Below are 23,786 nucleotides of genomic sequence, written 5' to 3'. Positions count from 1 at the left end.
ATGAATTACCTGATTGGATTAGTTGAATCGGTCAGGGATTTTATCGCTACCGGCGGTGACGTGCTTTATTTCGTTGCTGCCGCGCTCTTTCTCATGTGGGTTTTAATGATTGAGCGTTATTGGTATTTAACCTCGGTCTTCCCAACGGTGAAGAAAAACATCATCAAAAATTGGGATGCCCGAGCAGATACCACATCTTGGTATGCGCATAGAATCCGTGACGCGTGGATTTCTCAGGCGTCAGATGATCTGAACGCTAGAATGCTGATTATTCGCACCATTATTGCAATGTGTCCGTTAATCGGGCTACTGGGAACAGTAACCGGTATGATCGGTGTTTTCGAGACGATGGCGACACAAGGCACCAGCAATGCACGTTTAATGGCAGCTGGTATCTCCATGGCAACAGTCCCGACTATGGCGGGAATGGTAGCCGCGCTTTCTGGACTGTTCATCAGTTCTCGTCTTGAAGCGAAAGTGAAGCTGGCACGCGAAGGGTTAGTTGATAGCCTGCCACATCATTAGAGAGAGATATTATGGCTCGAAAAGTCAGAATCGAGGAAGAAGACGCACAGATTGACATGACACCCATGTTGGATATCGTGTTTATCATGCTGATCTTCTTTATCGTTACCACTGTTTTCGTTAAAGAAGCAGGGATTGAAGTTAATAAGCCCGACGCGAGCCAGGCGGTTCTTCACAAGAACGCAAACATTTTCATAGCGGTAACAGAAGATGGAAGCGTTTGGTTAGATAAACGTGAAGTAGCGCCGGACAGCGTTAGAGCGAATATTGAACGACTGCTTACCGAGCAGCCAACTGACTACGTAATCATTCAGGCTGATGTTAAAGCCAAGCATGGTTTAGTAGTAGAAATTATGGATCAGGTTAAAGCTGCAGGCGTTAATCGTGTTTCGGTAGCGGCAAGGGGTTAAGATGTTACGTATAATTGTATCTATATTCTTAGGTGCTGGTGTTGCATTTGCCCTGTTCGTACTTATGGCTAAGTTGATTGAAAACTCAGCCAGACCTGCGGACGAAGTACCTGAAGCACCGGTAATCGATATTGTGATGCAGGAACCAGACGATCAGACGCAAACGCGTCAACGTGTTCCGCCTCCACCTCCACCTCCGCCTCAACAGCCTCCTAAAATGGAGCTTGTTGAGCCAGAAGCAGCTGAACCGGATGCAGATGGCTTTAGCCTAGCAATCCCAGCTATTGATACGGGTGGTGTTGGTGTAAACATTGGTGGTGTTGGCGCTATGCAGCGTGATGGCGATGCTACTCCAATCGTTCGTATCGATCCGAAATATCCGCCTGATGCAGCCCGTGATGGCCGTGAAGGTTGGGTAAGATTGTCTTTCACTATCAATGAAATTGGTGGTGTAGACGACATCGAAGTAATTGAAGCTGAACCTAAGCGTGTATTCGACCGTGAGGCACGACGTGCATTACGTAAGTGGAAATACAAGCCTAAGATTGTTGACGGCAAAGCTGTTAAGCAAACTGGCATGTTCGTACAGCTAGACTTTAAACTGGAGCAATGATCATGATGAAAAATAAATTCAAAATGTCTGCATTTGCTTTAGTGCTTGGTGCCGGTGCAGTATTTACTGCGCCAGCGGCACTAGCACAGTCTTCACCTGTAATGTGTCCTGGTTACGAAAAGCCAAAAACAACCTTAGTAGGCGAGCGTACAGGTAAAAAAGTTCAAAAAGCGTTTGAATTTTACAACGAAGATCAAGTTGATGAAGCGTTAAACATTCTATATGAAATTGACCCTTCTGAAGACTTCGATGCGGCGTATGTAAATCGCTTTATTGGTAACTTATTAGCTGCACAAGAAGGTAAAGGCTCTAAAGCACTTGGTTATTTGAACCAGTCTGTAGAACCGAAAGTATTGAATGATCTCGAGCATTCTCAAACACTTAAGTTATTAGGTGATTTGAACATGCAAGAGAACAAATATACTGATGCGATTAAATGGTATAACGCGTGGATGGACTTTACGTGTAAAGAAGATGCGGACGTTTATACCCGTTTAGCGCAAGCTTATTATGAAGCAGGCCAATTGGATAAGATGATTGAGCCAGCTGACAGAGCAATTGCTTTGTATGATAAGCCAAATAAAAACCCTTATGTGTTAAAGCTAACGTCATATTACGAACGTAAGATGTTTCCTCAAACAGTGGCAGTTGCAGAAGAACTTGTTCGCAACTTCCCTGAGGAGCCGCGTTGGTGGACTCAGCTTGGTTTCTTCTATCTTTCAGTAGAAGACTTCGAGAAAGGTTTGTCTACGTTCGAAATGGCTTACATTCAAGGTTACCTTAAGAAAGTAAATGAGATTAAAACGTTATCTCAGTTGTTCCAAACCAACGGCATGCCTTTTAAAGCTGCTCAAATTTTGGAAAAACACGTTAAATCTGGTTTACTTGATGAAGATGCCGATATGCTAGCGAGTATTGCTAACGCATATCACCAGGCGAAAAACTATGACAAAGCAGCTTCGCTTTACGCTAAGGCTGCCGCGAAAAGTTCAGATCCTGAGCATTACAGAAAGCAAGGTACCTTGTTGTTAGTTGCTGAAGATTACAAAGGCGCGATTAAAGCATTAAACAATGCATTAGAGCGCGGCGTTGAAAATCCTGGCAAAGTTCACTTCACCCTAATGGAAGCGAACTTCTACGCAGGCGACTTCAGAGAAGCTTATAAGCACATTCAAGAAGCGAAGAAAGATCGCTCACTACGTCGTAATGCGGCGGCTTGGGAGCCTTACATTAAAGAGAAGGCTAAGAACCGCGGTATTAACATTTAGTAGTTATATCGATAAATAGAAAGGCCTCCGTATGGAGGCCTTTTTTTTCGTTTAGTTTGCTTAAAACAATTAATGCCTCAGGTCATTACACAGGACAACAAATAGCGTACTTTTTTTCTTAGTGCGTCGGTTAATGCCTTACGACCACTTACGTTTAACAGCTGAATAAGCTGATTAGTGGGGAGGGGGGATGAGCCAAGTAATAAAAGAAGTTGAGGTGTAACTGCTTCAGTTTCATTCTTACACATCTTAGTTGGCATCTTCGTAGACTTTTCAGCATTGCTAATATACTTATTAGATACAGATAGCTCAGCGGCCAGCGCGTTTATCGCAAAACCAACTTGGTTTAGCGGCCTAGTAGCATTCACAAAATGCTGTAGCTTTTTCATTAGCGTTTTTCTTACGATATCCGGTAAGGCACTCAAAAGTACGCTTTCGTTTTTTTGGCTATAGGCAAACAAGCAAGATAGTATTTCTTGTTGCGGCCGATAGCGTTCAGATATGGCTTTTACCACCAACGCACTAGTCTCTCCACTTGCTTTGTTAGGTTTTTCACCCATATCCACAAGTTTGAATCCGCATTGTTGCCAAAACTTATTAAGCTTATAAGAGGTGCCATAGGAGCTTGTCAGTGCATCAATGTCTTGTGAAAGGGCTTGCGATTTAATAAAGCGTATAAGGCCTGTACCTATACCTTGGCCTTGAAGATAAGGAGCTACTGCTATGCGGTTTATTCGCCAATAACGATAAGCTGCAGTCTCCGGATGGGCCGTGAGTAGCGTAAGCCTTTGCGCACCTAAATGTCCTTTAGGCCGGCGGGAACCATCTGCAATCCCTTTTTGTACATCAGCTAAAACCTCGCCGCCTTCACAATTTATTACTGCAGCTGCGGTTAAACGACTTGCATTCCATTCGGTGAACAATATGATATCTGGGCTGTCACAGAGCCGCATGAAGTCATCGGGTGTGGTCTGATAGTGGGCAGTGGCCAACAGTTGCATAACACTCTGTAATTGGTGTTCTGATAATGCAGACACCAAACCCATCCTGTAGTCATTGCTACATTTATTTGTCGATGGTTTATGCGGTACTTCTATCGGTACTTCTCTTGGTACTTCTTGCGGTGCTTGCCGCGATACTTCTTGTAATACTTGCCGCGGTGCATCACTGACAGTATTTAATGATTCTGTACCTTCAAATAAGCAAATATTATGTATCAGGTTTTCTAGCTTATCGTGCTTAGGCCAGCGCAGCGGTGTGCGCAATGAAAGGTGTACAGCGCCTTCAGTTTCAAAAGCAGGTAGCATGCGTTGCATAAAGCCTTGCCCACTCCCTTCGTATCCCTGCAATGTCGTGGTGATCACATAGTTATCATGAGCACCAATTAACAACTTAAGAACAGGCAAGGGGAAGGATGCTGCTTCATCAATAATAAGTAAGTCAAAGTCACCATTAATAAGCGTGGGGTTATCTGGTGCAAGCCACTGTGCGCTACCGCCTTTCTTAATACTAAAATTCTCTTTAGTGGCCGATTTAGCCGCGTCTGGCTCAGTGTCATTACTATCAGGGGGATTAGCAGTGCAGTCACTAGACTGACCTGCTTGGTCTTTGTCCTCTGAATTAAGTAAACCCATGCCTAGGCGAATATGCTTGAAAAGGGTGGTAGTGTTGTCACGAATGGCGCTTGTGATAGCTACTTTCTCGCCTTTATTCAGTCTTGAAGCAACAAACAGCCCTACCAGCGCAGACTTTCCTCTGCCCCTAGGCGCTGTGATGACAGCTTTACGAATATCTTGCGACCACCTATTTGTTAGGCAGTCAAATGCCAGCTGTTGATCCAGTGATTTAAACTGTGGTTTGCGGGTTTCATCATCACCTAGTGGCTGAGTTGCTTGTGCATTTTTTGAGACTCTCGGATAAATCGAGCCTTCGGGTTCAATCGGGTTTACATTGTTTGATGAATCAGGCGCATCGCTCCCCACTAAATCGGGGATATGGCGATGGTTACCATCCCATACAGCTACGTCTGCATTGCTTTTTATTATTGCGACAAGCCTTTTTATATAAAGGCTTTGGGTTGCTTTAAACCCGTGAGATAGATGAGTATGTTTGGCGTGTAAATGCCAAGAGGCTAACGCAGGGCAGCATAAAATGAGACACCCACCCCAACGAATAGTGCCTGCAATGGCCATCATATTTCCCGGATTAAACCCTTGATGTGAGTGTACCACCCCAATATCGCATTCATTACCTAGCAGATGTTTACGAAGGAGTGAGGTCTCCCCGCCTATTTCTTTAACGATAAGTGAAGGGGGAATATCGCTCAAAAGAGACGTTAAACGCTGGTTAACCCATTCATAATCGCCAGTAAGCACGAGTAGACGTCGATGCTCGGTATCTCGTGCTTGCGAATAAAAAGGGTTAAACAACCATTGAGTTAATTCCGGTGGCGCCATAGATGTGTTTTTTCGGTATAATTAAGACTTTCTGTGCTTATAGTAACTACTTATCTAAAGGAATTCGAATGCGCTTTCTTTCTCGGCGTCTAGTGATGCCAAACGACTTAAATTATGCCAACTCTTTATTTGGTGGCCGTGCGCTTGAGTGGATTGATGAAGAGGCTGCTATTTGGGCAATTTGTCAATTAGAAACCAATTGTTTGGTCACCAAACATATAGGGGAAATTAGTTTTGAGTCGCCTGCACTGCAAGGGGATATTGTTGAGTTTGGTCTTGAAACCAAGGCGGTTGGTAGAACGTCGATTACCGTAAGTTGTTTAGTGCGCAATAAAGCCACTAAAAAGACGATTTGTTTTGCTGACGACATCGTCTTCGTTAAAGTTGATCCAGAATCACGCCAACCTGCAGCGCATGGTAAAACACTTGAAGCGTTAGTGTCTCAAACTAACGAAGAAGTACGAAAGCTCAATCTAGAATTAGAAGAACAAAAATAAAGTCATAAGACCAAAATACGAAGTCTACTGTTACGCCAAGTTAACCGTTTAATATCTTGACGGTTTTGGCGTAACTGGTAGACTCCTCGCTGTATTCGGTATTCTAACTGAATGCATATACCAAGGGGTGTCCGTACCGCGGACTGAGATTCACATCATCACTGTGAGAACCCTTACACCTGATCCGGATAATGCCGGCGTAGGGATGGTTGACCACATAGTCGTATCACCTGCCGTACACCCGGATCTTTTTTCTTAGAAAAGAATAAGAGATCCCATGCAAAAACCAATATTTTGTCTTTCTTTAATTGCTGCATCGCTTTGTGCTAATGCGCAAACCTCTGAACAAGAAACACAACTTGAAGACGTTGAACGTATAGTCGTTAGCGGAGACTTTCGCGAAACCGTATTAGATCAGCTAAGTGCCAGTGCTACCATTTTGGGCGCTAAGCGCTTAAGCAGTCGCCAGCCTACCCATATTGATAGTGTGCTAAACAGTGTGCCAAACGTGAATTTCGCCGCAGGCGCCTCACGAGGCCGCTTTGTGCAAATACGAGGTATCGGTGAACGTAGTCAATTTGTAGAACCTATTAATCCTTCTGTTAGTTTCATCGTTGACGAATTTGATTTCTCTGGTCTTGCGGCAGCGGGGCTTATTTTTGATACGCAGCAACTAGAAGTGTACCGAGGCCCACAGGCCACCTTATTTGGTTCTGGCGCGTTAGCCGGTGCAGTAAAGCTGTCTAGCACGCCTGTAGGTTCAGAAGGCGCTGACTATGTTGAATTAAGAGCTGGTAACAAAGATAGTTATCGCGTGGAAGTTGCTACAGGTGATGATATTAACCAAGATTGGGGATATCGCGTTGCGCTAATGCACAACCGTAGTGATGGTTTTGTAGAAAATACCGTGGTTGATAGTGATGGCACCGAGCAAAAGCGTGATGATACTAATAATCTCGATGAAACCGCAGCGCGCATAAGTATTGCTGGGAATATTGACGAAAGAAGTACTTTGGCGCTGACATATCGTTGGTATGACATCGACAATGGGTACGATGCGTTCTCTCTAGACAATAATAATCAGACCTTATCTGATGAGCCTGGCTTTGACACCCATCAAACTCATGCGGTAAGTGCCAGATCTACTACCTCGACTAATGGCGGTGACTTTATTCTTATCGCCACTCATGCATCACACAATATCGGTTATGGATATGACGAAGATTGGACTTATGAAGGTTTTCACCCTTTCGGGTATACCTCATTCGACGCTTATTTTCGTGATGTAGACACACAAACCGCAGAAGTACGCTTTGTATCATCAGACAGTGCCGCGTTATTTGATGGCGCGACCGCTTGGACGCTTGGCGCTTTTTATAAAACCAGCGAAGAAGATTTGTTACGACAGTACACCTATGCTTCAGGTGATTTCACCAGTGTGTATGAACCTACCACCAAAGCAGTATATTTACAGACTGAATCTACGCTTACCAATAGCCTAACGTTAGTGGCAGGGTTACGTGTAGAAAATTATGGTTTTGACTACTCAGATAACAATGGCCTTGAAAGTAGTCATGATACTACGATGACAGGCGGGAAAGTGGCATTGCAGTACACCGCTCGGAACCACTTTTACTACGCCAGTATTTCTCGCGGTTACAAAGGGGCAGGGTACAACCCTGACGAACGAGTATCAGATGATCAGCGATTCTTTGATGAAGAATACAACTGGAATTATGAGCTTGGTGTTAAAGGACCTTTGCTAATACCAGAACTTACCATGCGAGCCGCCCTTTTCTATATGGATAGGGACGATACGCAAGTGAGTAATTTTGATGTTCAAATTCGAGAAGACGGCACACCTGATTTTATCGACATTATAGACAACGCTGATATAGGCACTAACAAAGGTGCTGAGCTAGAGTTAAGTTGGCTGGTAGATGCAAACTGGACCATGAACATGAGTTTAGGTTACCTAGATGCTACCTTTGAAGATTATACGCTGACCGACGGCACTGTGATTGAAGAACAGCGCCAAGCACAAGCACCTAAATATACGGCTAACTTATTTAGTGAGTTATCTATCACTGATGATGTGCTCTGGCGTATTGATATCGACTTTAAAGACAGTTATCGCTTTTCTGATGGGCATGACGTAGAGGCCCCTTCGACCACGTTAGTGAACAGTGAAATTGTATGGTTTTCCAATGATTGGCAAACTAGCGTGTGGGTTAAAAATGCCTTCGACAATGAGTATTACACCAGAGGTTTTGGTGGATTCAGTAACGATCCTCGTGATGAGTATGCGTTTGCAGAACCTTACTATCAATTAGGTAATGGCCGCCAGTTCGGCGTTACCGTTAAATACGAATTCTAGGAGTACGCTATGCAAGTCATGGTTGAGCTATCGCTATACCCACTAGTAGGGGAATACATTGAGCCCATTCAGCAATTTATCGATCGCTTAAATAGCTACGGCAATATTGGCGTGTTAACGACTTCCACCAGTACGCAAGTATCCGGTGATTACGGGCATGTGATGACTATTCTTGGTAAGGAAATGCAGCGAACTCACGAAGAAGTCGGGCAGGCTATTTTTGTGGCGAAATTTCTAAACTACGATGCCATGCAGGCTAATAAGCAAGCCAGAAAAGCTGAAGCATGAGTGCATTTTTTACTGAGTTTTTGTCGCAGATAGCAGCTACATCAAAATTGGAATGGCTAGCAGTAGTGCTTGCCATTGCCTATGTGTTGCTTGCGGCTAAACAGAATAGCTGGTGTTGGCTTTGCGCCTTCGCCAGCACGGCTATTTATACCTGGCTGTTTTGGCAGGTGACGTTGCCGTTTCAGTCCATGCTGAATTTTTTCTATATGATAATGGCGGGCTATGGTTATTATCAGTGGTCAAAAGGGGGAGACGAGGGCACCGAGAAGCCGGTACGTTCATGGCCGCTGTGGATACATCTAACGATAGTCCCGGTGCTGTTATGCTGTGCGTGGGGATTGTCTAAATTAGTGACCGCCCAATTTAACAGTGATCATTTATTGCTAGATGCGAGTATCCAACTGTTAAGTATAGTTACCACTTTCATGGTGGCACACAAAGTTCTACAAAATTGGATTTACTGGTTTTTTATTAATTTGGCCTCCGCCTTTTTATATTTTCAAGTGGGGATGGCATTATCAGCATGCTTGTTCCTTGGATACGTAGGATTCTCGATTTTTGGGTATCTACAATGGCAAGCGCAGTGGAATAGGCAAGATGAAACCGGAAACTATCATTCCGCTTTTGAAAGAAGCACTTAATTTATCTGATTCGGCCACAGTGGAACGTCACCCTGCAGGCTTGGTGAATCAGGTATATCATTTGAAAGACGGTACGCGTGGGTTTGCGGTTAAATGGGTGGGAGAAGATGCTTTCAGCGGCATCGACAGATTCCATCAATTTGTATTGCAACAGCAACTTGCAGAGCGAGGCATTGCACCAGAGCCTGTTTGGTTAAGCGATGATGAATTAATTTGGGTAGAGCAATGGGAAGAAGAAGCCGATCCTCATCCCAGTATTCGTTCACCCGAAGCGTTAGCATCAGTACTTGCCCGTGTGCATAGGCTGCCTATCACCGCTAGACCACTCAACTTATTTTCTCGTTGGTTGCACTACATGCATGCCGCTGGTTTAAAAGAGGGAGATACGCTTTTCGACCAGGCGATTCAACTTCGCGCAAGCTTAGTGAAAAGTGAAGGCAACACAGACGACTATGTACTGTGTCACAACGACTTACTTGCTCATCATGTGGTACGTGATTCCACGCCTTTCATTGTTGATTGGGAGTACTCCGCCATGGGTAATCGTTATTTCGATGTAGCAGGGTGTGCAAAGATAAACGCAATGAGCGAAATACAAACACAGGCATTAGCCATCGCCTATGCAAAAGAAGTCGGTAAAGATGAAAGTGAGGTCTTATCGCAAGTTCAGCTACACATGGAAATCGTTAACGTGACTAACGATTTGTGGCAGGCAGCCCTTGAGGCTAACAAGCAAACTGCTGGCTAAAGTACGCTTTTTGTTTGTTTTAACAGCGCTTTGTTTGTTTAATAAGCGGTAGTGCATAAGGTAGTAGAAAAATGCTTTACCTTTTTAATGTCATCCGTATAATGCACAGCGCGCTAGGGGTGTAGTTCGAATTGGTAGAACAGCGGTCTCCAAAACCGATGGTTGGGGGTTCGAGTCCCTCCACCCCTGCCACTTTCCCTTCATGTTTTTTAAATTCATCTTTATCATCATTTGCTATTCTCAAGCTAAGTTAAATTCAGCAAGTTAATCATTCCGTATCTGCCATTTTTATTCTGGTTTCCACTTCTACTGTGGGGTTCTAGGGATTTTCCCCTCTAAAAAGACATAATCCTCTGTAGACCACACCAATAAATGGCTGCGGAGGTGGTTTACTTTCAGCTTGGAGCCTAATCATCCACTATCGGCCTTGTTATTTCGCCAATATTGGGCAATTTCCCAGTATTAGTGAAGTTATACGTTCCGCTTAAGTTGATATTTTGCCACGCAACGGGCGAAACAGCACGAGTGATACCCGCTTTCTCTTCATCTCCTCTCGCTTCAAAGTGTCCCAGCAGATGACTCAGTATCGCGGAGTTGAAGTAGATGATCGCGTTGGCAAGCAATCTTGCACATTCATTCCAGATAGCGATTTCACTCTCGTTTTTGCCTCGGAACTGATCGCCATTCACCGACGCAATAGCCCGTCTCAGGAAGTGCCACGCTTCTCCCCGGTTAAGGGCACGCTGAACGTACTGCCGCAAACTGGCATTGTCTATGTAATCCAGTAAATATTGCGCTTTGACCAGTCGATTATACTCCGTCAGCGCCTGTAATGTCGGGTGCCCCGAAGGATAACCAGACAACTTTCTTACCAGCATTGCCTGTGTCGTTCGCTTTGTCTGAAGTGACAGAACAATGCGCCTAATATCCTGCCATCCCGTTTCGATGACATTCGTCCTGATGGGCTTTTTCAGGGCAAGGTTGGTGCCGCCGTGTTCATTTTCAGTTACGTCAAACAGATCATTGATGACACTACTGAACTGCGCGTATCGCGGTGCAAAACTGTAACCGCATAGATCCAGTAAGGCGAAGTTAACATGATTGACACCGTGTGTATCTGTCGAGAGTACGTCAGGTTTGATTTCACTGCTGTTGGATTGTAACAGGTCATAAATATAGTGTGATTCGTGCTCGTTGGAACCGATGATCCGAGCATTGAGGGCGCTGTGGTTGGCCACCAGTGTCATGGCCGTGATCCCTTTGTTGGTGCCGAAATACTTAGAGGAGTACCGGGTTTTAAAGGTTTCCAGATGGGTTTCGAATTTCTGACCATCCGCACTGACATGCAGCTGGTCCTCCTGAATATGGTAGTGGCGGAAGATGGGTAGCGCTGCAACCGCATTATTGATCACGTCGCTGGCGTCATGCAGCGTTTCAGGCCGGATATAGTTGGCCTGCACCGTACTCAGGTGTTCATAGCTTCGATCGGAGATCTGCGCCATGCCATACACACCACGGTGAGTGGCGTTGGCAATCAGAATGGCCAGTAAATCATCCTGATGAGTGAACCCTTGTTTTTGTATCGGAAGTACATGAGTCAGACATTTCATGAACCCGGTTTCGCGCTCTACATACCGCAGTACATCCGCGATACCGACCGGTTGCATTCGCTTAAAAAAGGGATTGTTGACCAGAGATGTAGCGCTTTTGGTCGGCAGACGCCAGCGGGTACCGGTACGATTTTTCATGATCACATTTCGATTGTCTCCCTCATCAATATGGAGAGCAACGTCTTTGAGTGCACTTTCCAGCCGGTGTTGTTTCTCCTGTAACAATAACTCTGCGGGCTGTTTTAGTCTGTCCAGTGTTGATGAGGCCAGCAAGGTATCCTGCGATGTCTGGGGGATCAGGTCGTCTTCCAGTGCGCGGTATTTGGTAACATTTGGCAAATAAATGCGTCCATTCAGTCGTGAGGTTAACTGCCGGTAGAGCAGCCATTCGTAACGTTGCGGGTTAACGTTATCCTGTTTAACCAACCATGGGAGGTGCTTTTTCGGGATGAGCGACGTATCCATCGTCTTCAGTGGTCCACCGAATGCGATTTCCGTCTGCATCTGTTGAAGTTGGGCGACGACGGCTTCTGAGCCTTTACCGGCCTCACATTCAAGGCACAAGAACACCTGCCTTAACAGTTGCTCCAGGAGATTGCATTGTTCATCGTAATGTTGCCACTGGTACTCTTCCACGGTCCGTTTCTGTTTTTTCAGGTAAAGGCAGAGGGTCTGGATATCCCTGTCATTCATGACCTTCAATGCCTGTTGTCTGACTACTGAGAAGGGTTGATTATCATCAATGTTCTCATCCACAAACAGATGCAGTAACTCTGCCGCTTTCGTGACATTGTCCGCGGCTGACTGCCAGGACAGGAACACTGCTTGTTGTGCAAAGGTGTTGGCAGCTTCTTGTTGCTTGCGGATATGGTAAATGAACCCATCAGTTAACCGTTCCAGTGCCAGTTGTATCCGCTCTGTCAGGTGACATAGCAACCATAGATGCTGCTGTGCGCGTTTGAATCGTTTGAGTTTACTACCGTAATAGTTGATGAGCTCACCGAAGTGTTGTCGATTTTTAAGAGACAGATTAAGCCCATCGATAACGCCATTGATTTGCGTGCGCCATGGCGCTAACTGATGATAAAGGGCAAGCTCTTTTTTAAGTTCAGGTACGGTCAGACTTTTTGCACCGCCTCTGAGCTGGTTCAGGCTTAGTCCGTCATCAATGGCTGTTATGCTGTCCAGAAAGACGTGAAGTTCAGGACTGGTGAGTTGATTAAGTTGGTGCGCCAGGTCTTTTCTGACCTGCTGCATCGCTCTGCTTATCAGTCTCTGGAGTACGGTGTACCTAGGGATAGCAATGCTGTGACTGGTTAGGAATTCAATAGCAGTATCAAAGAGGTAACGCGGCTCCAGCCAGGCATTGCCCACCTGAACAAGGTGGTCGAAAAGAGAATTGAAGTGCTGACTTTCGTCCCATTTGTGATAACCAGCAAGGTCTAATACTTTTGCGTAGAGTCGATCTTTTTGTTTTGTGAGGGAGTGAATGGTCTGAGCCCCTTGCCGCCAAGCAGCTCTTTACTGATGAACATTAAATCCTTAGAAACCTGCGAGTAAGCGATATCTAGGATGACGGGCTTTGATTTGAAGTATCCCAAAATCGCGACAAAGTAACATCTATGAGCTCTGAGACGAATTGACCGAAAAACTGCCAATTCCGCATCGTTCAGAGAAAAGTACAGACGTTGTTCTTCGATTGAAAAAATGGGTGGGGAAAAAAGATCTGCCTGTTCTGCTCTCGTGAGAATAGTAATTTCGTTTTTGATGGCCATATCAGGGCTGTTCCGTATTAAATGTACGATATTTACCTAATTTGCCACACTTATAAGTAGTAACCCACCTCCGCAGCCATTTATTGGTGTGGTCTACAGAGGATTATGTCTTTTTAGAGGGGAAAATCCCTAGAACCCCACTGTCGTTACCTTTTATTCTCGTTACCTTTTTTGTTCTCGTTAATATACAATGTTAAGCAATTAAACGAGGTTGGATTTTATGTCGCTTTCTACTTTTCAGCGTGCTGTGTTGCAAGAAATGGGGATCCCGGTATGGGTGAGCCAGTCATCGCTGCAAGATGAAGACTCGCACTCAGTTGCGGCTGATGTTGCTAATAAGCGCTCTGCCAGTGCTTCTTTTGTAACGACTAATAACCATTCTGCAGCTATGCCTTCTAATGAAGAAAAGCAAAGTCGGTTGGCACAACTTCGTGCGCAGGTATCATCAGATTCTCCCAAAGCCTCTGGCCAAACTAAATCTGCTGGCCAGAACGCCAGTGGTTCACCGTCATCGGCGCCGCAATCGATAGCTAGCAGTGCAAGCCAAGGGCAGTTTAAATCTGAGCCTACTCCATCATCGAATCATTCGCCGAACTTTTCATCCAATCCTGCTCCAAGTAGCACACCTGCTATAGTTGAATTAACCCAGGTGCAGCGATTACAGGGTAAACAGTGGCTACAAGATTTAGATGTTGCGCTAGCGTATCTTCAACTCTCCTTTACCAGCACTCAGGTAAAGATAGGGCAAGCTGTAGCAGTAACGCACGATGGCATCGTTTTACCATCAGCGCCTCACTTGCTTAACGCGGGAATGCAAAAGCAGCTGTGGAAAATGCTTTGTGCTTTATCCAACAATACAAGTTCGCCTGAAGCGCGTTAAATTCCCTAACTCGGTTGTCTATTTTGCATATCCAATTAGTTTCAGATTCAAGTAGTGCTGGCGCATTAGCGCAAGCCTACGGTATTCACGAAGCGTCCCAATTCAAACCTTGGTCATATGACACGTTTGCTGATTGCACAACGGCTCCTTATTTCGGTGTCCTTGCCATAAAAGACGATCAAGTAGTGGGTTACGCACTGGTACTTGAAGTGGTTGATGAAGCTACTTTAATGGATATTGCGGTAGACAAGCGTCACCGCCAAGAAGGGATAGGGCGGACGTTAGTGGACTATGTAAAACAACACGCTCAGCAAAACAAAATGTCGTCCATGTGGTTAGAAGTTCGAGCCAGTAATGTTGGGGCAATTAACCTTTACGAAAATGCTGGTTTTGAACATATCGAAGTAAGAAAAGGCTATTACCAAACGGCTAAGGGCAAAGAAGACGCCAAAATAATGAAGGCTTCATTCTAAACCGAACATGCTAAACAAAAAGTGCTAAACAGAACACGTTAAACTGAACACACAATCGCACAAGTTATACCTTCTCGATCTACCCGTTCACTTACGTTCCACACCTGTTCTTTGAGATAATACCTTCCAATGTTTACTTTGTTGAAAACTAACTAATGAGGATAAATGCCAAAGGTTATCAATCGTGAGATTGTGCGGTTCAAACGGTTTGCAATTAATCTGGTGACCTATCCTGAAGGTCATCGGGTAATGAGACATAACGACCCTGTTAGCGAAGGAAAATACTATAAGTTCAATGTGGTATTAAAGCAGCCAAAAGTAGGTGGGCAGTTCTGCGCCGACAAGGTTATCTTTAACCTGTTTAATCGTGTGTATTTCTTCAGGCCCGATTTATACAGTCATAGTGTCACGCCCATTCAAAAGGGACAGCGTAAGCTTTTGTCGGTAGCTATACTTTTACCATAGCCATAGCCATAGCCATAGCTTTAGTTGCTTTTGCCTTCATGCGCGATAAGGCACCTAATTATGTTGTTAAGGTTTATTTTTTGTTCAACGTAATTCCCGTATATTGCGCGCCTCAGTAAAATTTCACTTACTGTGCTTATTTTTTGTGAAACTGCCCATGCTTTTTCATTTTACAGGTATCTACTATGTCTTCTGCGTTGCCAGCTCCGTCCGTTCAAGCCAAGGGCATTAAAATGCTGTTTGTTTCAGTGTTGTGCTTAGGCTTAAGTTGGCCAGCAATGAAACTAGGCTTAGATTCCGTAAGTGCGTATTGGATGGTAGCACTTAGGCTATTATTTGCGTTACCTGTTATCGCCTTATTTGTGTTTATCACCAAAAAACGATTACCTACTTTTTCACGCCCAGACCGCGCGGGTTATCTTTACGGTAGCGGTGGTACAGTTTATTGGCTCTATGGGGTTAATTACGGTTTGTTTGCAATATATTCCAGCAGGTACGGCGAGTATTCTAATTTACACCACACCATTGTGGATGTTAGTCATTGATACCTTGTGGTATCGACAGCGTCCTACAGCAAAACGATTATTACTAACCAGCACATCCACATTAGGTGTGGCTATGATCTTGTTTGCACCTGGAGCTTGGTTACCTTTGTTTGGCATGCTGTTAGCATCAGGGCTATGGGCAGTGTCTATAAGGCGTGTATCATTTCACAAATGGCATGGCAGTGTTATTGATGCGGTGTTTTGGCAGTTCGCGTTGGCCGGTGTGGTAATGCTAGCTGTTGCGTGTGTCATCGAGGGTGTCCCCAATTTTTCTGAATACGGCTGGCGAGGCTGGTTGTCACTATCTTACATTGGGCCAATTGCCACGGGCTTAGGTTTTGGTCTTATGGTCTCTGCTGGGCCTAAACTGCCTCCCGAACGCATAGTACTTATTAGCACATTAACGCCTATTATTGGCTACGTCAGCTCGGTGATTCTACTCGGTGAAACTTTGCTGCCAATGGTGATTGTTGGCGCCAGCGTTATGCTTTGTGCGCTGACCCTCAATGCGTTGCCAAAGTCGGCATTAAAAAAATTGATATCAAAGGTGCCCGGGCAAACTAAATAAATAGGTAAACAGGGCGAACAAATAAGCTGGTGCTCTGTTATACCTGTACTAGAACGAAGTCGCTATAGCGTGAGGCGTGATTGTATAAAATCTAAGAAAGCCGAGATACGTGAGGATACTGAACTGTTTCGGTAGTACACCGCTTGTACGGGTTCTCGGTTGTTTGGCGTAAGTAAGTGCTCGCCTAATACGCTGATAAGTTTTCCGTTTTTTAAATCATTTGCCACCATAAAGTGCGACAGCAGAGCAATGCCTTGGCCTGCCAAGCATAGCAGGGCAACCGCATGAGTGCTCACTAATTAATCATGCCACTAAAACCCGCAGTTAGCACAGCTTCCAGATAGCTGGCTTTCATCCAAGCCCGTTTTTGCTTGGCGGGTATGCTGCCTTTTGATGACTCTGCCCGCAACATGTTTAGCGCTAAATGGCGTAGCATCGACCAGTTTTCGGCACCGTGATTCTGGTGTATCTGGCAGTCGTCTTCACCCATGCTGACATCCAGTACCCAATGCAAGCTGTTCTCTACAGCCCAGTGAGAACGTACTGCTTCGGCTAGTTGCTTCTCACTTAATGGTGCGGAGCTGATATGGTAGCGATATGTCAGTTCAGGTGCTTTGCCTTGTTGTTGGCGGAAGCTCATGCTCATGCCAAGCGTCTTTAACTCAGGCCATTGCGGGAACGCTTTGCTCACGTCATCAGCACTTAACACATGGTATGTCCGGGCTTCTATGCGACCCCGCTTTTGCTCGAAGGTTAAGCCACCAAGTGGTGCTTCCCGTGTCTCAGTAAACGCATCCTCGACTGCTTTACAGAGCTTGCCCTGATTGCTTTTGAGTGTGAACAGGTAATCACCACCTTGCTCGACTATTTGCTCTGCGATGCTGGTCTGGCAGCCCATAGCATCAATTGATACCAAGGTGTCCTGAACATCAAGTAACTGAATAAGCTCAGGGATCGCTGTAATTTCGTTCGACTTCTCTGAGGTTTTAACCTGACCTAAAACGACTTTATTGGTGCAGGCAAACGCGTTGACCATGTGTATCGTTGATTGGCGGTCACCGCGCTGGTAGGAGCTTCGCAGCGTTTTACCGTCAATCGCAATCAATTGTCCTTCGGTGCTTTCATGTACAGCCTGCATCCAGTTGATAAAGCAAACTCTAAACTGCTCTGGGTCGATACGCGAAATGGTACGGGCAATAGTGTCATCAACGGGGACGCCATCGCGCAAGTAACCATGTTGTTGGAACCAGCCAATATGACCGTCGGCATAGTCCCGGATATCGCTCCACCCTTCGGCTCCAGCGACGACACCACACAAGGTGATAAACAAAATATCCTCAAGTGGATAGGTCACTTTTGCTGATTGACGCGTGTCAGATAATTCCCCAAAGTGGGTGGTGAAGGCTTCGATATACATGGTTTTACTCCCCAAAAAGAGAGTATAAGATCACGACTAAACCGGATCGTCAAACTGATCGTTTAGTTTCCGCCAACTGGTCAATAAATATTCACGATCTCACCCTGCCAAGCATAGTTGCCTGATGGTTTCCCCACTAGATGCCTTTAAGTCGAAGTTGAGTTTAACCTCTTCTGATAAAGGCCATCGGTTCAAGCTTGCGCTACTGGAAAACCCAATGAGTCGATGTTTGCCCAATGAAGACAGCGCAACATCAACGTTCGAGCTAGCGAGGTATTCTGGACTTGCCACTATATGAAGCGCGCTTCGCCCCAAGGTTTTTGCATGTAGGTTAGAATCGCTAAGGTCACCGATTCGAATGGCAATGTCGGTTTTGTGTTCAAGCAAATCTATAATATTGTCGTGACTGGTGATATCGAGTTTTATTTCTGGGTACGCTTCGCGAAACTCGCCAATCAACGGGGTTATCTGATGCAGAACGAATGGGCTTGCAGCGTCTACTCTTAATAATCCAGAAGGCTTTTGATTTAGCAAACGTAGCGCTTCTTCGCCTCTTTCCAACAAATTCAAACTATCACGGGCGTACTGTAAATAGACTAGCCCTTCTTCGGTTAGCTCTAATCGGCGGGTGGTACGATTGAGTAGGGTGACATCAAGTACACCTTCTAAACGTCCCACAGCGCGAGACACTTTAGCCACTTGCTGACCGAGCAATTCAGATGCGCGAGAAAAGCTGCCAGTATCTACAACAGCAACAAAGGCTTCGATATCTTCGGTTTTGGCATTAACAGGCATAGGTTTCAGTCTATTTACTATTTTAGAAGCTCAAGTTTGAAAGACTAAAGCTTTCAAGGCTAATATACGAGAGGGCGTGTTAAGAGGCCTGCCAGTCCACGGTTGGATTATAAGCGCCCGAGTATTCATCAACACCTACTCATCGCGGTCATTAATACCATAGTTTACACAGTACATTATCAATAACGACAAAAGTATTTTGGTATTATTACTGTTTTTAACAACCAAAACAATCTGCACTACACGCCCTAGTTAAAGCAAAAATTCAATGGTTTCACGCGCAATGAATTATCACAGGCTGGGCATTACGTCTTGCGATGCGTAAAAAGCGATTGAAGACAATTATTGTGGCTGTTACGCCATGCAGCCTACATGGCTCATACTTCGCATGTCTTGTCTCCGCTGTCGTCAAGCTGAGCGCTAAAAGTGTAAATAATGCTGGATATCGGTATTGTTAATACTGAAAGCACTTTTGTTTCAAATGATACCGGTTTATATTTCGATTAATTTACGGCGCTATACGCCGTAAAAGTTAATAATAGTAAACCGCTATTTATTATGTTAGTTTATGTATGTTGTTTTTTACGGCGATTAGCGCCGTAAGTAAAGCTAATAGTAAACTAGAGGGTTGTCCGCTTGGTTGATAGCACTACTTCACATGATGATGTAGCAAAAGGGGCTTACAAACAGTCTCTTAAAGCACTTCTACCTTATGGCATGCTGGCTACTAAAAAGTGGCTGGCTGAACAAGGCTTAAATACCCATGCCATCGATAACGCAGTGAAAACAGAAACTTTATTATTACTGGCTACTGGCGTATATAGCCAGTATTCCCGCTCATTGAGCTGGGAAGGAGTGGTCGCCTCAATGCAGCGTATGAATATGCACCACTCGGATAATCTACCTTCAGTCATCGTCGGCGGATTGTCGGCATTGTCTTTGTCGGGGTTGTCGCAGTATCTTTCGTTAGGCAGCACGCCACATATACATCTATATGCACAAGGCAAGTTGCCATCATGGCTGGGGCGTTTGTCGTTGCCCGTTGTCTGTGAGGGGCATAGTACTAATACCTTATGGCCAGAATGGCTGACAAAAGATAAAAGTTTTATCAGGCTGCATGAATGGGGCGCCGAACTTCCCCCTGTATATTTTTCATGTCCTGAAAAAGCGTTATTGGAACTGCTGGTGGATTTGCCCAATGCCGTAAGTTTTGAACATGCTGATGAGATAATGCAGGGGCTAGTGAATTTATCACCCAGAAAACTCGATACACTTTTAAAAGCTTGCAAAAGTGTAAAGGTAAAACGCTTGTTTTTTTGGTTGGCTAAACGTCAGAATTATCCTTGGTTTAAGAAGCTAGGCGAAACTAGCTACGATTTAGGTTCAGGTAAGCGTGTTGTGGCTAAAAGCGGAAAGCTGGATACAGATTATTTGATCACTGTGCCGTCACATATGGCAACGGAAAGCGAAAGTTAGCTATGGATAGGAACAGTATTTATTACAAGCAAGTGCAGTTATTGATGCAAGTGTTGCCATTTGTCGCTAAACAAGAATGCTTTGCGCTTAAAGGCGGTACGGCGATCAATCTCTTTGTCAGAGAGTTTCCGCGCTTATCGGTTGATCTTTATGCCGGTGAATTTGCAAATATGAGCGAGACGGATGTACCGCTTAAGGAGCTGGTGGCCGTGAGAGAGCGTTTGGTAGCGCTGATTCACCAGGGGCTGACCAATAGTGAAAAAGGTTTTTTATTATCGTTTAAGAACCGAGAGCCGAATTGGGGATTACTTAATCTAGACGATGTAAGTGAACTTCCGGCCATTAAGTGGAAACAGATTAATCTGGCCCAAATGCCAGATGAAAAACATAAGCTAGCATTAGATAAGCTTAAAGAAGTACTGAGTGTTTGATTTATAGTACTTAGTTATTTTGCTAGAATAGCGCTCAAATTTTTCAATGCTTTGATGGAAGGTTTTGCTGGGTGTAGGCTATGGCAATCTGCTTGATGATCAGGGCGTAGAGTTAACTTTATTTTTTGTACAAATAGTTGTACAAAATAGGAATTTAGATACATGGCAAATGCCGATTTTCTTAACGAAATCAATAAGCGAAGAACGTTCGCTATTATCTCGCATCCAGATGCGGGTAAAACCACCATTACTGAAAAAGTACTGTTGTTCGGAAACGCACTGCAAACTGCAGGTACGGTAAAAGGTAAAAAGTCTGGCCAACATGCTAAATCAGATTGGATGGAGATGGAAAAAGAGCGTGGTATATCTGTAACTACCTCTGTAATGCAATTTCCTTACAACGATCATCTGGTTAACTTACTTGATACGCCTGGACACGAAGATTTCTCGGAAGATACCTACCGTACACTTACCGCAGTAGATTCTTGCTTAATGGTTATCGATGCCGCGAAAGGGGTAGAGGATAGAACCCGTAAGTTGATGGAAGTCACTCGTTTACGTGACACACCTATCCTGACCTTTATGAACAAGCTTGACCGCGATATTCGCGATCCACTAGAAGTGATGGATGAAGTTGAGAGCGAACTCGATATTCTCTGCGCACCTATTACCTGGCCAATCGGTTGCGGTAAAAGCTTTAAAGGGGTTTATCACCTTTATCGTGATGAAACCATTTTGTATCAAAGTGGCCATGGGCACACTATTCAAGAAGTTCGTATCTTAAAAGGGCTAGATAACCCTGAACTTGAAGATGCCATTGGCAGCGACCTAGCTGAAACTTTACGTGACGAGCTAGAGCTTGTGCGCGGTGCATCAAATGACTTTGATAAAGAGCTCTTTTTAGACGGCCAGCTTACGCCAGTCTTTTTCGGTACCGCATTGGGTAACTTTGGTGTCGATCATATGCTTGATGGCATGGTTGAATGGGCACCTGCGCCCCAAGGCCGTGAGACCGACGAAAGCCCCGTTGAATCGACAGATACCAAGTTCAGTGGTTTTGTATTCAAAATACAGGCGAACATGGATCCTAAGCACCGTGACCGTATCGCGTTTTGCCGTATTGTGTCTGGCAAGTACGAGAAGGGCATGAAAATGCGCCACTCACGACTTGGTAAAGACGTGCGTATTTCTGATGCATTAACCTTTTTGGCCGGTGATAGAGCCTTGCTTGAAGAGGCGTATGCGGGAGATATTATTGGCCTGCATAACCACGGTACCATTCGAATTGGCGATACCTTCACCTCAGGCGATAACTATCGCTTCAGTGGTATTCCTAACTTCGCACCAGAATTATTTAAGCGCATTCGATTGCGAGATCCGCTAAAACAGAAGCAATTGCTTAAAGGCCTTATTCAGCTTTCTGAAGAAGGTGCAGTACAGGTATTTAGGCCACTTGCCAATAATGACCTAATTGTAGGTGCGGTAGGTGTGCTTCAGTTTGATGTGGTCGTCGCCCGCTTGAAGGCAGAATACAATGTTGATGCGTTGTACGAGCACATTAACGTAAATACAGCCCGATGGGTGTACTGTAAAGACGAGAAAAAGCTGGATGAGTTCCGCCGCAAGGGTGAGCAAAACCTTGCACTAGATGGTGGCGATAATCTTACCTATATCGCACCTACTAGAGTGAACTTACAGCTGTCTCAAGAACGTTTTCCAGACATCGAATTTAAAAACACGCGCGAAAATTAAGATAAAGAACAACTATGAATATACATGCATTATTAATTAATCGATTTAGTGAAGCTTTAGAAACAATGGGTGTTGAAAACGCACCTATTCCAGTATCGCGCAGTGCTCGTCCTGAATTTGGTGAATATCAATTCAATGGCGCAATGGCGTTGGCGAAACAACTTAGACAAAAGCCTCGCGATATTGCAGAAAAGATTGTTGAGATTGTAAAACTTGACGATGTAGCCAGTAAACTAGAAGTGGCTGGCCCTGGCTTTATCAATGTTCATTTGAACAACGAGTGGCTGGCAAATCAGTGTGAGCTAGCGCTACACGACCCACGCATTGGCGTAGCAAAATCGCCAGAGCAAACCGTTGTGGTCGATTACTCTTCTCCAAACCTAGCCAAAGAAATGCACGTAGGGCACTTACGTACCACCATTATTGGTGACGCTGTAGTTAAAGTGTTGGAGTTCTTAGGTCATAAAGTCATTCGCCAAAATCACATGGGTGATTGGGGGACGCAGTTTGGTATGTTGTTGGCGCATTTGTCAGACAAACTGGAACAAGAAGTTGCTGAAACGGCGTTATCCGATTTAGAAGACTTTTACCGTGAAGCCAAAGTGCGTTTTGATGACGAAGAAGGCTTTGCCGATCGTGCCCGTGAATACGTGGTTAAGCTTCAAGGCGGTGATGAAAAATGCCTGAGCTTATGGGAAAAATTCATTGATGTGTCTATTGCACACTCTGAAGACGTTTATAAGAAATTAAACGTAAGCTTAACCCGTGCTGATATTATGGGTGAGTCTGCCTATAACCACGATTTAGCTAACGTGATAAGCGAGTTAAAAGAAAAAGGTATAGCAGTAGAAGACCAAGGCGCTCAAGTAGTATTTATTCCTGAGTTGGCTGACAAAGAAGGCAATCCTGCGGTTTATATTGTACAAAAATCCGGTGGCGGATATTTATATGCCACCACAGACCTGGCCGCCATGCGCTACCGTAGTGGTACGTTAAACGCCGACAGAACGCTTATTCTTACTGATGCTCGCCAAGCGCTACATTTCAAGCAAACCGAAATAGTAGGTCGTAAAGCGGGATTCATGGAAGAGGCACAAACCTACGAACACTGCCCATTTGGCATGATGTTGGGCAGTGATGGTAAGCCGTTTAAAACCCGTACCGGCGGTACGGTTAAACTGGTTGAATTATTAGATGAAGCAGTAGAACGTGCAGGTAAATTGATTGCCGAACGTGACAACGACTTATCAGCAGACGAATTAGCGGAAGTTGCCCGTAAAGTAGGTATCGGCGCAGTAAAATATGCCGATTTAAGTAAAAACCGTACCACTGACTATATGTTTAACTGGGACACCATGTTGAGCTTCGAAGGTAATACTGCCCCGTATTTGCAATACGCTTACACGCGGGTTAAAAGCTTATTCAGAAAAGCAGGTGTTGCTATTGAAACCATGCCAGTAGATATCAATATTGTTGAAAAACAAGAACACGCTTTGTCGGTACTGTTATTGCAGTTTGAAGAAGTGGTGGGCTTGGTATCACGTGATGCCACGCCTCATGTGTTGTGTACTTACTTGTACGAACTAGCTAGCGCCTTCATGAGCTTCTACGAAGCCTGCCCAATGCTAAAAGACGGCATTGAACTGAAAGTACGAGACAGCCGTCTGGCCTTATCAGCACTTGTGGCAAGCACGTTAAGCCAAGGCTTGAACTTGCTTGGTATCGAAACATTGGAAAAAATGTAATTCAGATAGCATAAGCGTTATCGGCCGAATA

General features: G+C 44.8%; 19 protein-coding genes, 1 tRNA gene, 4 pseudogenes and 1 riboswitch. Of the genes and pseudogenes, 19 read left to right on the top strand and 5 right to left on the bottom strand.

The window, feature by feature from the left end; translation table 11 throughout:
• From AMBT_RS12710 to AMBT_RS12695, 4 genes are read left to right on the top strand one after another with little or no spacing between them, the layout of a single operon-like run.
• The gene (locus AMBT_RS12710; RefSeq protein WP_013785033.1) at positions 1 to 525 is read left to right on the top strand and encodes a MotA/TolQ/ExbB proton channel family protein; all 525 of its coding nucleotides are present in this window, start codon (positions 1 to 3) and stop codon (positions 523 to 525) included.
• An 11-nt stretch (positions 526 to 536) separates the two neighbouring features.
• The gene (locus tag AMBT_RS12705; protein ID WP_013785032.1) at positions 537 to 935 is read left to right on the top strand and encodes an ExbD/TolR family protein; all 399 of its coding nucleotides are present in this window, start codon (positions 537 to 539) and stop codon (positions 933 to 935) included.
• Position 936: 1 nt separating this feature from the next.
• Positions 937 to 1,548, top strand: coding sequence for an energy transducer TonB (locus tag AMBT_RS12700; RefSeq protein WP_013785031.1), 612 nt, complete (start codon positions 937 to 939; stop codon positions 1,546 to 1,548).
• A 2-nt stretch (positions 1,549 to 1,550) separates the two neighbouring features.
• Positions 1,551 to 2,816, top strand: coding sequence for a tetratricopeptide repeat protein (locus AMBT_RS12695; RefSeq protein WP_041452571.1), 1,266 nt, complete (start codon positions 1,551 to 1,553; stop codon positions 2,814 to 2,816).
• 77 nt (positions 2,817 to 2,893) lie between these two features.
• On the opposite strand, the gene AMBT_RS12690 is transcribed toward AMBT_RS12695, so the two are convergent.
• Positions 2,894 to 5,272, bottom strand: coding sequence for a GNAT family N-acetyltransferase (locus AMBT_RS12690; RefSeq protein ID WP_013785029.1), 2,379 nt, complete (start codon positions 5,270 to 5,272; stop codon positions 2,894 to 2,896).
• 68 nt (positions 5,273 to 5,340) lie between these two features.
• On the opposite strand from AMBT_RS12690, the gene AMBT_RS12685 reads away from it, so the two are divergent.
• The 6 genes from AMBT_RS12685 to AMBT_RS12660 all read left to right on the top strand — a co-directional run bounded on the left by AMBT_RS12685 (position 5,341) and on the right by AMBT_RS12660 (position 10,015).
• Positions 5,341 to 5,769 (top strand): acyl-CoA thioesterase, encoded by a 429-nt coding sequence (locus AMBT_RS12685; RefSeq protein WP_013785028.1) that lies wholly within the window; start codon positions 5,341 to 5,343, stop codon positions 5,767 to 5,769.
• A gap of 113 nt (positions 5,770 to 5,882) precedes the next feature.
• A riboswitch (TPP riboswitch) is annotated at positions 5,883 to 5,992 on the top strand.
• A gap of 54 nt (positions 5,993 to 6,046) precedes the next feature.
• Positions 6,047 to 8,146 (top strand): TonB-dependent receptor, encoded by a 2,100-nt coding sequence (locus tag AMBT_RS12680; RefSeq protein WP_013785027.1) that lies wholly within the window; start codon positions 6,047 to 6,049, stop codon positions 8,144 to 8,146.
• Positions 8,147 to 8,155: 9 nt separating this feature from the next.
• Complete coding sequence (locus tag AMBT_RS12675) at positions 8,156 to 8,434, top strand: hypothetical protein (RefSeq protein WP_013785026.1); 279 nt, start codon at positions 8,156 to 8,158, stop codon at positions 8,432 to 8,434.
• Positions 8,431 to 9,075 (top strand): nicotinamide riboside transporter PnuC, encoded by a 645-nt coding sequence (gene pnuC / locus AMBT_RS12670; RefSeq protein ID WP_013785025.1) that lies wholly within the window; start codon positions 8,431 to 8,433, stop codon positions 9,073 to 9,075. Before AMBT_RS12675 ends, pnuC begins: the two co-directional genes overlap by 4 nt.
• A complete protein-coding gene (locus AMBT_RS12665; RefSeq protein WP_013785024.1) occupies positions 9,032 to 9,823 on the top strand; it encodes an LPS biosynthesis choline kinase in 792 nt (263 codons plus the stop codon). Before pnuC ends, AMBT_RS12665 begins: the two co-directional genes overlap by 44 nt.
• 115 nt (positions 9,824 to 9,938) lie before the next feature.
• A tRNA-Trp gene (locus AMBT_RS12660) sits at positions 9,939 to 10,015 on the top strand.
• 215 nt (positions 10,016 to 10,230) lie between these two features.
• Here AMBT_RS12660 and AMBT_RS12655 read toward each other — a convergent pair.
• Positions 10,231 to 13,208, bottom strand: a pseudogene (locus AMBT_RS12655) (Tn3-like element ISShfr9 family transposase).
• Positions 13,209 to 13,428: 220 nt separating this feature from the next.
• Here AMBT_RS12655 and AMBT_RS21945 point away from each other — a divergent pair.
• The 5 genes from AMBT_RS21945 to AMBT_RS12630 all read left to right on the top strand — a co-directional run bounded on the left by AMBT_RS21945 (position 13,429) and on the right by AMBT_RS12630 (position 16,139).
• Positions 13,429 to 14,088, top strand: a complete 660-nt coding sequence (locus tag AMBT_RS21945) for a hypothetical protein (RefSeq protein WP_013785023.1) — start codon at positions 13,429 to 13,431, stop codon at positions 14,086 to 14,088.
• A 23-nt stretch (positions 14,089 to 14,111) separates the two neighbouring features.
• Entirely contained in the window at positions 14,112 to 14,561 is a 450-nt protein-coding gene (gene rimI / locus AMBT_RS12640; protein WP_013785022.1) for a ribosomal protein S18-alanine N-acetyltransferase, read from the top strand.
• A 165-nt stretch (positions 14,562 to 14,726) separates the two neighbouring features.
• Positions 14,727 to 15,026 (top strand): hypothetical protein, encoded by a 300-nt coding sequence (locus AMBT_RS12635; protein WP_013785021.1) that lies wholly within the window; start codon positions 14,727 to 14,729, stop codon positions 15,024 to 15,026.
• A gap of 185 nt (positions 15,027 to 15,211) precedes the next feature.
• Positions 15,212 to 15,571, top strand: coding sequence for an EamA family transporter (locus AMBT_RS23185; protein ID WP_013785020.1), 360 nt, complete (start codon positions 15,212 to 15,214; stop codon positions 15,569 to 15,571).
• Positions 15,480 to 16,139, top strand: coding sequence for a DMT family transporter (locus AMBT_RS12630; protein WP_417873477.1), 660 nt, complete (start codon positions 15,480 to 15,482; stop codon positions 16,137 to 16,139). Before AMBT_RS23185 ends, AMBT_RS12630 begins: the two co-directional genes overlap by 92 nt.
• A gap of 62 nt (positions 16,140 to 16,201) precedes the next feature.
• Here the strand turns inward: AMBT_RS12630 and AMBT_RS12625 are convergent.
• The 3 genes and pseudogenes from AMBT_RS12625 to AMBT_RS12615 all read right to left on the bottom strand — a co-directional run.
• Positions 16,202 to 16,432, bottom strand: a pseudogene (locus tag AMBT_RS12625) (LysR substrate-binding domain-containing protein); the annotation flags it as partial.
• Between the two features lie 2 nt (positions 16,433 to 16,434).
• Positions 16,435 to 17,556 carry an ISAs1 family transposase gene (locus AMBT_RS12620; protein WP_013782999.1) on the bottom strand — a complete coding sequence of 374 codons (1,122 nt, stop codon included), beginning with the start codon at positions 17,554 to 17,556 and terminating at the stop codon, positions 16,435 to 16,437.
• Between the two features lie 102 nt (positions 17,557 to 17,658).
• Positions 17,659 to 18,351: pseudogene (locus AMBT_RS12615) on the bottom strand (LysR family transcriptional regulator); the annotation flags it as partial.
• Positions 18,352 to 18,987: 636 nt separating this feature from the next.
• Here AMBT_RS12615 and AMBT_RS12610 point away from each other — a divergent pair.
• The 4 genes and pseudogenes from AMBT_RS12610 (at position 18,988) to argS (ending at position 23,755) form a co-directional block, all read left to right on the top strand.
• Complete coding sequence (locus AMBT_RS12610; protein ID WP_013785016.1) at positions 18,988 to 19,827, top strand: type IV toxin-antitoxin system AbiEi family antitoxin; 840 nt, start codon at positions 18,988 to 18,990, stop codon at positions 19,825 to 19,827.
• 2 nt (positions 19,828 to 19,829) lie between these two features.
• Positions 19,830 to 19,976: pseudogene (locus AMBT_RS23180) on the top strand (nucleotidyl transferase AbiEii/AbiGii toxin family protein); the annotation flags it as partial.
• A gap of 444 nt (positions 19,977 to 20,420) precedes the next feature.
• Entirely contained in the window at positions 20,421 to 22,010 is a 1,590-nt protein-coding gene (gene prfC, locus AMBT_RS12600; protein WP_013785014.1) for a peptide chain release factor 3, read from the top strand.
• Between the two features lie 14 nt (positions 22,011 to 22,024).
• The gene (argS, locus tag AMBT_RS12595; protein WP_013785013.1) at positions 22,025 to 23,755 is read left to right on the top strand and encodes an arginine--tRNA ligase; all 1,731 of its coding nucleotides are present in this window, start codon (positions 22,025 to 22,027) and stop codon (positions 23,753 to 23,755) included.
• The last annotated feature ends 31 nt before the right edge of the window (positions 23,756 to 23,786 follow it).

This window comes from Alteromonas naphthalenivorans (assembly GCF_000213655.1).
GTDB classification, from domain to species: Bacteria; Pseudomonadota; Gammaproteobacteria; order Enterobacterales; family Alteromonadaceae; genus Alteromonas; species Alteromonas naphthalenivorans.
The sequence above is the reverse complement of the archived record's forward strand: the minus strand, read 5'-3'. Positions and strand labels throughout refer to the sequence as shown.